Source organism: Streptomyces olivochromogenes, from assembly GCF_001514115.1.
Classification (GTDB): Bacteria; Actinomycetota; Actinomycetes; order Streptomycetales; family Streptomycetaceae; genus Streptomyces; species Streptomyces olivochromogenes.
Window position 1 is genome coordinate 1 of sequence record NZ_KQ948509.1, and the last position, 8,861, is coordinate 8,861.

Below are 8,861 nucleotides of genomic sequence, written 5' to 3' on the forward strand. Positions count from 1 at the left end.
CTCTGGCCGCCAAGTACGCCCTGTACGCGGGAGGTTCGACCGGCAGCACCTATGCCGCCGTCCAGGACTACTTCGCCCGGAACCGTCCCGGCGCACACCGTCCCCGGGTCGCCTTCATCGCCGCCGACCGCGGCCATGCCTACGCCCAGACCGTCTACGACCCCACCTGGGTCCAGCAACTGCGCGCGGAACCGGCACAGCCCACCCGCATCGAAACCCTGGCCGCCAACTGAAGGAGCACCACCCCGTGTCCACCCTGGCCCCGCCGCCCATGACCGTGATCGGTGCGGGCGACATCGCCGCAGAGACGGACCGTCACCGTCCGGCGCTCATCGAGGTCGTCCGTGCCGCCTACCTCACGCACGACGCCGGTCAGAGCTCGAACCCGCACAGCTCGTTCCTGCGCTTCCCGCACCAGGACCGGTCGCGCATCATCTCCCTGCCGGCCTATCTGGGCGGCGAGTTCGAGGTCGCCGGCAACAAGTGGATCGCCAGCTTTCCGGACAACACGCGGCACGGAATCCCCCGCGCCTCGGCCACTCTGATCCTCAACGACTGCGTCACCGGCTACCCGTTCGCCTGCATGGAGTCCTCGATCGTCTCGGCGACGCGGACCGCGGCCTCCGCGGTGCTCGGCGCGCAGACGCTGCTCGGCGCGCGCCGTGCTCGCAGGGTCGGCATCGTGGGCACGGGTCTGATCGCCCAGCACGTATGGCGGTTCCTGCGTGATCTCGACTGGGAGATCGACGGCTTCCGGCTCTTCGACCTCGACCCGGCGGCGGCGAGCCGCTTCGGCGCCGTCATGGCCGAGCACACCGAGGCCGAGATCGTGGTCGCCGACAAGGTGGAGGACGCGTTCACGGACTGCGACCTGGTGGTGCTGACCACAGTGGCCGGCGAACCGCACCTGCACGACCCCGGGCTGCTGGACCACAACCCGGTGGTCCTGCACCTGTCCCTGCGCGACCTCGCCCCCGAGATGATCCTCGCCGCCCAGAACTTCACCGACGACGTCGACCACGCAGTACGCGAGCGCACCTCGCTGCACCTGACCGAACAGCGCACCGGCAACCGGGACTTCGTCGACGGCACCCTCGCCGACCTGCTGCGCGGGCGGCTGAGCCGGCACCACGGACGCCCGGCGATCTTCTCGCCGTTCGGACTCGGCGTACTCGACCTCGCCGTCGGCAAGTGGGTGCACGACCGGGTCGTCGCCGCGGGCCGGGGCCGCCGCGAGAGCGACTTCTTCACCGGGGTGGGGGTCTGACACATGAGGGCTTCAGCCTCCCCGCGCCCCGCCGAGGACCGGTACGTCGTCGTGGTGAACCACGAGGAGCAGTACTCGGTCTGGTTCGCCGACCGTGAGCTGCCCGCCGGCTGGACCGCCACCGGCGCGCAGGGCACCCGCCAGGAGTGCCTGGACCACATCGAGCAGGTGTGGACCGACCTGACCCCGCGCTCCGTACGAGCCTCACGATGACGGCGCGTGTTTTCGCAACAGCCTGGCTGCGCGGGCTCGGCAGCCGTGAACTCACCGCGCAGCGGCGCCTGTTCGTCTTCCCGCACGCCGGGGCAGGTGCCTCCGCCTACCGGCTGGCGGCGTACCTGCCGGACACCGTCGAAGTCTGCACGGTCCAGTTGCCCGGCCGGGAGAACCGGCTCGCCGAACCGGCCCTGACATCCCTGGACGACGCCGTGGCCGCGCTCGCGCCGCTCATCGCGGACCACACGGACCTGCCGTACGCCTTCTTCGGGCACAGCATGGGCTCCCTGATCGCCTTCGAGACGGCCCGGCGGCTACGTGTGCTCGGCACGCGCCTGCCCGAGCGCCTGTTCCTGTCGGGTATGCGCGCCCCCGGCCTGCCGGACCGCGACCTGCGGCACACGCTGCCGGACGACCAGCTGCTCGCCACAGCCGAATTCGGCGGCGTGGACGCCGAGTTGCGGGAGCTGCTGCTGCCGCTGCTGCGCGCGGACCTGACGCTGTGCGAGACGTACACGCACCGGGCCGAGGCACCCCTGCCCTGTCCCCTGACCGTTCTGGCCGGCTCGGACGACGACAGCGTCGACGGAACGGAGCTCGCCGGCTGGCGCGAGCACACCTCGGCCGACTTCGAACTGCACCTGTTCCCGGGCGCCCCCCACCTGTATGTGCGTGGCGCGGAACGACAACTGGCAGAGACGATCACGCGCACCTTCCCCGAACGGGGCTGAGAAAGGATCCGTTCATGACGCCGACCACCCTGGTCGCACTGTGGGAGCAGCAGGCAGCCGCGACACCGGACGCGGTCGCCGTCGTCGCGGGAGCACACCGCGCCACCTACGCCGACGTGGACCGCCGGGCCACGGCACTCGCCGCCGAGCTGCAGGCACGCGGCATCGGACCGGAGAACCTGGTCGGCGTCTGTCTCGGCCGCTCGGTCGAGATGGTCGTGGCCCTGCTGGGCATCATGAAGTCGGGCGCCGCGTACCTGCCCCTCGACCCGAGCTACCCGGCCGACCGGCTGCGGCACATGACCACCGACTCGGGGGCCGGGCTGTGGCTGTGCGACGCGGACCACCGCGCGCAGGCCCTGGCGTCCGGCGCGGCCGACGTCCTGCTGGTCGAGGACCTCCCCGCGGAACCCGCCGCACCGGTGGCCCCGGTGGTACACCCGCACCACCTGGCTTACGTCATCTACACCTCCGGTTCGACCGGCCTGCCCAAGGGCGTGGCCGTCGACCACGCGGCGGTCGCCTCGTTCCTGCGGAGTGCGGCCGAACGCCCCGGCCTCGGGGCGGACGACCGGGTCCTCGCGCTGACCCCGCTGTCGTTCGACATCTCGACACTGGAGCTGTTCCTGCCACTGACCCGGGGAGCGACGGTGGTGATGGCCCCGCGCGCCGCCAACACCGACCCCGAGCTGCTGGCCGCCACCATCGCCGAGGGGGGTGTGAGCGTCGTCCAGGCGACCCCCACCACCTGGCGGATTCTGCTGGCGTCCGGTTGGACGGACGGGCACGGCCGGGTACTGCTGTCGGGCGGTGAGCCGCTCGATCCGCAGCTGGCCCGCGACCTGCTCGCCACCGGCGGCACCCTGTGGAACCTGTACGGGCCGACCGAGGCGACGGTGTGGGCCACCGCCGCCCGCATCGACGCCGTGGCCGACCGGGTCACGGTCGGCACGGCCCTGTCCAACACCCGGCTGCACGTCGTCGACGAGGGCGGGCGGGAAGCCGGACCAGGAGTCACCGGCGAGCTGTGGATCGGCGGCGCGGGCGTGGCGCGCGGCTACCTCAACCGGCCCGCGCTGACCGCCGACCGGTTCGTGCCCGACCCGTTCGGGGACATCTCCGGGCGCCTGTACCGGACCGGCGACCTCGCCCGGTGGTCCGCCGACGGCACTCTGGAGGTGCTGGGGCGCAACGACCACCAGGTCAAGGTGCGCGGCTTTCGCATCGAGCTCGGCGAGATCGAGGCCTGTGCGCGCAACCACCCCCTCGTCACGGACGCGGTGGTGGTCGTCGACCGCGAGGCAGCCGGCGGCGACCAGTTGGTGGCGTACCTCGTGCCCGCGCACGACGCGCGGAACGTAACCGAGGACCTGCCCCGCCAGGTCCGTGACCACCTCGCGCAGCGGCTGCCCGCCCACATGGTGGCCCAGGCCTACGCAGTGCTCGACGCCCTGCCCCGCACCCCCGCGGGCAAGACCGACCGCGGCGCCGTGCAGCGGATCCCGCACAGCCCGGTCCGGGCGAGCGGGCCGACGCCCGACGACGCCCCGCTGCCGCCGCACACCGCTGCGGTGCGCCGCGTGTGGGCCGAGGAGCTCGGGCTCGACGACGTGTCCCCGTACGACGACTTCTTCGGCCTGGGCGGCCAGTCGCTCACCGCGGTACGGGTCGTGGCCCGGCTGCGTGCGGAGCTCGGCGTGCCGGTCGACGCCCAGTCGGTCTTCGCGCATCCGACACCCGCCACGCTCGCCGCCGCCCTGGACGGCGTGGCGCCCTCGGACGACGAGCCGATTCCCGCGGCCGCGACCGCCGAACTCTCCTTCGGCCAGGAACGGATCTGGTTCTTCGAGCAGCTGAACGACGCAGTGCCCGCCTACCACCTGCCGGTCGCCCTGGGCCTGCCCGGCGGGCGTGTCGACCTGACGCTGCTGCAGGACTGCCTGTCCGCGCTGGTGCACCGGCACCCGGCGCTGCGCACGGCGCTCGTCGCCGTAGACGGCCGGGTCCACCCCGAACTGCGCGAGCCGGGACCGGTGCCGATGCGCTGCACCGAGGTCGCCGAGAAGGACCTGGACGCGCTGGTGACCGAGCGGATCCGCGCCCCCTTCGCTCTTGACCGCCCACCGCTGCTGCGCGCGGACGTGCTGCGCACCCCGAGCCGTGACGTCGCGTTGCTGACGATTCATCACATAGCGTGCGACGGCGCATCGGTGGACCTGATGGTGCGGGAGCTGGGCGAGCTCTACACGGAGCTCGCCGCCGGCCGTCGCCCCGCCCCGGCACCGCTGCCCGTGACGTACGCCGACTACGCGGCCTGGCAGCGCGAGCGGCTCACGGGCGCTGAGCTGGAGCGGCTGCTCGACCACTGGCGCACCCGGCTGTCCGGCGTGCCCGTCCTGGAGCTGCCGACCAGCCGGCCCCGGCCGGCCGTCGCGAGCCACCGCGGTCGCCGCGAACTCCTGCGCATCCCTGCCGACTTGACGCACCGGCTGCGCACGCTGTGCCGGGCCGAGGGCGTCACCTTGTTCATGGGCCTGCTGGCCCCGTTGCAGGTGCTGCTCGGCCGGTACGCCGACGAGAGCGATGTCGCCGTCGGCACCCTGGCGGGCGGCCGGCCGCGCCCGGAACTGGACGACGTGGTCGGCTACTTCGTGAACACCGTCGTCCTGCGCACCGACCTGTCGGGCGACCCGACCTGGCGCGAGCTGCTGGGCCGCGTCCGCGAGGTCGCGCGGCAGGCGTACGCGCACCAGGAGCTGCCCTTCGAGAAGCTGGTGGCGCAGCTGAGCCCGGAGCGCGATCTGAGCCGTAACCCGCTCTTCCAGGTGCTGTTCGCCCTGCACGAGGAGCCGCGCGCCGGTCACGTCACCGAGCTGTACGACCGCAAGGAGCTGGAAGGACGGCTCGGCACGGCCCGCTTCGACCTCGCCTTCGACATGACGGACCACGCCGCCGGGGCCGGTGACCTCAGCATCTCCATCGAGTACGCCACCGACCTGTTCGAAGCCGACTTCGTCCGGGGCCTCGGCCGGCACTTCCTGCGGGTGATCGAGCAGATGGTGTCCGGCGCCACGGCCCGACTGTCCGAGCTGGAGATCGTCTCGGCCGATGAGCTTCGTGCCCTCTCTCTCGGCAACCGGGCCGAGCCGCTGTCCGAGCCGACCACCCTGGTCCGCCTGTGGGACCGCCAGGTGCGGACCACCCCGGACGCGATCTGCGTCGTGGGCGACGGCCGGTCGCTGACGTTCGCCGAGACCGACGCGCGGGCCTCGGCCCTGGCCCGGGAGCTGCGGACCGGGGGCGTGCGCCCCGAAAGCCTGGTCGGCGTCTGCCTGGAACGCTCGGTGGAACTGGTGGTCGCCCTGCTGGGTGTGCTGAAGGCGGGCGGTGCCTACGTCCCGCTCGACCCCGGCTACCCGGCTGACCGGCTGCAGTACCTGCTGGCCGACTCGGGCGTACGCCTGGTCATCGCGGACCCGGGGCACCCCACCTCGGCCCTGTTCGGCGACGGCGTGCGTCTCGTGGCGGTGGACCAGGAACCCGGGGCGGACCCCGGGCCGACCGAGGAGGCGCAACCGCACCACCTCGCCTACGTGATCTACACGTCCGGCTCGACCGGCAACCCCAAGGGCGTCGCGATCACCCACGCCAACATCACCGGGTTCCTGGAGTGGAACCAGCGGCTGTGCCGACTCACCGGGCGGGACCGGGCCCTGCTCAACCACTCGGTGGCGTTCGACAACTCGGTCTGGGAGATTTTCCAGTGCCTGGTATCCGGCGCCGAACTGCACCTGGCGAGCCCCACCGCCGCCTACGACCCCGAGGAGTTCCTGCGAGAGGTCGCCGAGCGCGGCATCACCACGCTCAACGCGACGCCCTCGCAGATGCGGATCCTGCTGGAATCCGGTACGGATCCCGCTCCCCGACTCGGCTCCGTACGCCTGGTGTTCACCGGTGCCGAGGCCGTTCCGCACGATGTGGCCCGCCGCATCCTGTCCGCCACCGCGCCGGGATGCCAGGTATTCAACGAGTACGGGCCCACCGAAGCGACCGTCACCTCGGCGTTCTGCCCGATCACCGAGGAACTGCTCGACCGGCACAGCCATCGCCCGAGCGTCCCGTTCGGGCGGGCGACCGACAACGCGCACCTCTACGTGCTGGACCCGCGGCTGCGCCCGGTTGCCCCAGGCTGTCGCGGCGAGCTGTACGTGGGCGGCAGCGCGGTCGGCCGCGGCTATCTCGGCAGGCCGGCCCGCACGGCCGGGGCGTATCTGCCCGACCCGTACGCCGGGGAGCCCGGCGCCCGTATGTACGCCACGGGCGACGTGGTCCGGCTGTTGCCCGACGGAAATCTGGTCTTCCTCGGCCGCAACGACCACCAGGTCAAGGTGCGCGGTTTCCGCATCGAGCTCGGCGAGATCGAGTCCGCACTCCAGAGCCACCCGGCCCTCGCCGACTGCGTGGTGGCCGTGCGCCGCACCAGCACCGCTGTGGACCAGCTGGCGGCCTACCTGATCCTCGAACACCCTGACCGGCCCGCCCCGGACCCGGCGGAACTGCGCGCCTACCTGGCGCAGCAACTGCCGGTGTACATGCTGCCGCAGAGCTACACCGTGATCGACGAGATCCCCCTCACCCCGAACGGCAAGGTCGACCGGGACGCACTGCCCGACCCACGCCCGGTGGCCGCCCCGGCCCCCGCCACCCGCCGGGCCGTCACCAAGCAGCAGCTCCTCGTCGCCGACGTGTGGCGGGAGTGCCTGGGCGTCGAGGAGGACTTCGGGCCACAGGACGACTTCTTCGACGTCGGCGGCACCTCGTTGACCATCACCACGGTCGCGGGCCGGCTCAGCGAGCGACTCGGGCGCCGGGTCTCGCCGGTCCTGGTCTTCAGGAACCCCACTGTCGAGGGCCTCGCCGAGGCCCTCGGGGAGGACACACAGCGATGAGCAGCACCAACAGCACGAGCGTCGCCCTGGTCGACGCCTATCCGTCGAGTTAGGCGCCGGCACAAGCGTTCACCGACCGCGGCTGCGCCGTCGTCCGCGGAGAGTGCACCGCGGAGTTGCCGCAGTGCCACCGCGGAGTTGCCGCAGTGCCACTGCGGCGCGTTCGACACCAGCGCCCTCAGCGACGACATCATCCACACCGGTGGCCTGGCCGAGACAGCCGACGCCGTCGCACACCACGCACACGTCGCCGTGATCGCAGCCTGCGGGTACGGTGCCGAACTGGCCGATCGGCTCATCGTGGCCCTCGGTGTGCCCACCAACCGACGTCACCGTCTACGACCTGATCATTCCCCCCACCCGTCACCACCGGTAAGCGCCAGGCACTCCACGCCGCACGGAAGGAACCCCAGACCCATGACCGTTCTCGCCTCGCCCATCCCCCGCTTCCACCTCGCCGTCCCGGTCGACGACCTGGACGCCGCCCGCCGCTTCTACGGCGAGACGCTCGGCCTGGAGCAGGGCCGCAGCGCCGACACCTGGGTGGACTGGAACCTGCACGGCCACCAGTTCGTCACGCACCTCGCCCCGGCCCGTGCCGCACAGGTACACAACCCCGTCGACGGCCACGACGTCCCCGTACCGCACTTCGGGCTGATCCTGAGCATCGACGACTTCCACCAGCTCGCCGACCGGCTGCGCGCCGCGGACACCGACTTCGTCATCGAGCCCTACGTGCGCTTCACGGGCGAAACCGGCGAGCAGTGGACGATGTTCCTGCTCGACCCGGCCGGCAACGCCCTGGAGTTCAAGGCGTTCGCCGACGACTCCCAAGTGTTCGCCGCCTGACACCTTCTGCGGGCGGTGGAGGGCTTTCGGAGGGGCTGCCCGCCTGACCCATTGCGCGGCGCACGCCGAGCGGCCGTTCATCCGCGCCACCCCCAGGCATGCGCCGTCCTGCCGCAGGGCCTCGTCCACGCCCTGGCGGAACACGTGCCAGGGCGAGTTCGGGGCGTCGATCACCTGCCGGATGTGCTCGGCGGCCTCGGCGGACTCGTCGAGACAGGTGTCGGCGTCCTTGTTCCAGTGGTAGGTGCCGACGCAGTGCGCGGGCTCGCCCTCGCGATGCTGCCGGGCGGGGCCGGCCCAGAATCTCTGTCTCTCACACGTACACCACTGCTCTCACGGAGCCGGGGCTGAGAGAAGGCGAGCGGCCCAAGGCCTCGGACCTGCCGGGTCACGAAGGTCACGGGGGTGACGGCCCTGAGAGCGTCGGAGGGGACGGCGCTGAAGTAGAGCATGTACGGGTCCGTGACGGAGTCCTCGGACCACTGCCCGGGGCCCTCCTCCGGACGGATCGGCGCGATGGAACGGCAGCGCGGGACCCGGCGCCCGAGTCACCGCTGAGCCGGCCCGCGACCGTGGTGATGGTCGACGGGGTGGTGCTCCTTCAGTTGGCGGCCAGGGTTTCGACGCGGGTGGGCTGTGCCGGTTCCGCGCGCAGTTGCTGGACCCAGGTGGGGTCGTAGACGGTCTGGGCGTAGGCATGGCCGCGGTCGGCGGCGATGAAGGCGACCCGGGGACGGTGTGCGCCGGGACGGTGTGCGCCGGGACGGTTCCGGGCGAAGTAGTCCTGGACGGCGGCATAGGTGCTGCCGGTCGAACCTCCCGCGTACAGGGCGTACTTGGCGGCCAGGG

At 72.1% G+C, this 8,861-nt stretch carries 5 protein-coding genes and 2 pseudogenes; 6 read left to right on the forward strand and 1 reads right to left on the reverse strand.

The window, feature by feature from the left end; all coding sequences use genetic code 11:
• From AQJ27_RS51140 to AQJ27_RS51165, 6 genes and pseudogenes are all read left to right on the forward strand, one after another.
• Positions 1 to 233: pseudogene (locus AQJ27_RS51140) on the forward strand (hypothetical protein); the annotation flags it as partial.
• Positions 234 to 247: 14 nt separating this feature from the next.
• Positions 248 to 1,267: a 2,3-diaminopropionate biosynthesis protein SbnB gene (gene sbnB, locus AQJ27_RS51145; protein WP_235614102.1), complete on the forward strand. Its 1,020-nt coding sequence runs from the start codon at positions 248 to 250 to the stop codon at positions 1,265 to 1,267.
• 3 nt (positions 1,268 to 1,270) lie between these two features.
• On the forward strand, positions 1,271 to 1,480 hold the full coding sequence (locus AQJ27_RS51150) for an MbtH family protein (protein ID WP_067385944.1): 210 nt from the start codon (positions 1,271 to 1,273) through the stop codon (positions 1,478 to 1,480).
• Entirely contained in the window at positions 1,477 to 2,214 is a 738-nt protein-coding gene (locus AQJ27_RS51155) for a thioesterase II family protein (RefSeq protein ID WP_067385945.1), read from the forward strand. The genes AQJ27_RS51150 and AQJ27_RS51155 overlap by 4 nt, the downstream gene beginning before the upstream one ends.
• 14 nt (positions 2,215 to 2,228) lie before the next feature.
• The gene (locus AQJ27_RS51160) at positions 2,229 to 7,163 is read left to right on the forward strand and encodes a non-ribosomal peptide synthetase (protein WP_067385946.1); all 4,935 of its coding nucleotides are present in this window, start codon (positions 2,229 to 2,231) and stop codon (positions 7,161 to 7,163) included.
• A 417-nt stretch (positions 7,164 to 7,580) separates the two neighbouring features.
• On the forward strand, positions 7,581 to 8,012 hold the full coding sequence (locus AQJ27_RS51165) for a VOC family protein (RefSeq protein WP_067385947.1): 432 nt from the start codon (positions 7,581 to 7,583) through the stop codon (positions 8,010 to 8,012).
• 601 nt (positions 8,013 to 8,613) lie between these two features.
• On the opposite strand, the pseudogene AQJ27_RS51170 reads toward AQJ27_RS51165, so the two are convergent.
• A pseudogene (locus AQJ27_RS51170) lies at positions 8,614 to 8,861 on the reverse strand (hypothetical protein); the annotation flags it as partial.